This window comes from Pelagibius sp. CAU 1746 (assembly GCF_039839785.1).
Taxonomy (GTDB): domain Bacteria; phylum Pseudomonadota; class Alphaproteobacteria; order Kiloniellales; family Kiloniellaceae; genus Pelagibius.
Map to the genome: position 1 here is coordinate 1 of NZ_JBDOQT010000006.1, position 1,388 is coordinate 1,388.

Here is a 1,388-nt window from a genome sequence, read left to right on the forward strand (position 1 = left end):
GTGAACGTCGATGCGGTTGTTGACGGCTCGGAGGTGACGCAGACGGGCGCGGCCTCGGGCGACGAGGACACGGCGATCGACCTGAACCTGGCGATTGCGCTGGGCGGCGACAGCACGACGGGCCCGGGCGAGTCGCAGGGCGGCACGGACAACGACGGTTCCGAGTCGGTGACCCAGGTTGTGGTGACGCTGTCGACGGGCGCGCTGGGCTGGACCCTGGCGGGGACCATCGCGGCGCCGGTGGAGAGCCCGGCGGGGACCTGGACCTTCAACACGGCGGGCGAGAGCCTGGCGGACGTGCAGTCCCTGGTGGACAGCCTGACGGTGACGCCACCGGCCGGTTTTGACGGCACGGTGAACGTGACGGTGGAGACGACGACGGCGGAGGCGGCGACCGAGGCGGGCCCGAACGGGGGCTCCGGGGTCGAGTGCGACGACGACGACAACGTCGACGTCGACACCTACAACTTCGACGTGACGGTGAACCCGACGGTGACGCCGCCGACGGTTGACGTCGACCTTGAGGGCAATGAGGCCTGCATCAAGGAGGACGGCTCTGTCGAGTTCGACGTGACGGTGAGCTCGCAGGACGACGACGTCATCGACGAGGTGACCTTCAGCCAGTTCAAGGCGCTGGCCGATGCGGGCTGGACCGTGGACGTGGACGACAACGGCGCGGGCGGCAGCTTCGATGCCAACTTCCTCTACACGGCCGACGGCACCGACCAGTCGGTGGTCTTCACGGTGACCCTGACGCCGCCGGCGAACAGCGACGTGGACGTCCTGGGCACGCTGGTGAGTGACCTCTCGGTCTCGGCGACGGCGAAGGACGGTGTCCTGGTGTCGGCGCCGAGCACGCCGGTCGTCATCGACGTGAACGTCGATGCGGTTGTTGACGGCTCGGAGGTGACGCAGACGGGCGCGGCCTCGGGCGACGAGGACACGGCGATCGACCTGAACCTGGCGATTGCGCTGGGCGGCGACAGCACGACGGGCCCGGGCGAGTCGCAGGGCGGCACGGACAACGACGGTTCCGAGTCGGTGACCCAGGTTGTGGTGACGCTGTCGACGGGCGCGCTGGGCTGGACCCTGGCGGGGACCATCGCGGCGCCGGTGGAGAGCCCGGCGGGGACCTGGACCTTCAACACGGCGGGCGAGAGCCTGGCGGACGTGCAGTCCCTGGTGGACAGCCTGACGGTGACGCCACCGGCCGGTTTTGACGGCACGGTGAACGTGACGGTGGAGACGACGACGGCGGAGGCGGCGACCGAGGCGGGCCCGAACGGGGGCTCCGGGGTCGAGTGCGACGACGACGACAACGTCGACGTCGACACCTACAACTTCGACGTGACGGTGAACCCGACGGTGACGCCGCCGACGGTTGACGT

At 69.8% G+C, this 1,388-nt stretch carries 1 protein-coding gene; it reads left to right on the forward strand.

The features are described from left to right. A partial coding sequence (locus AAFN88_RS21945) for a hypothetical protein (protein WP_347522938.1) occupies positions 1-1,388 on the forward strand: 1,388 nt, incomplete at both ends.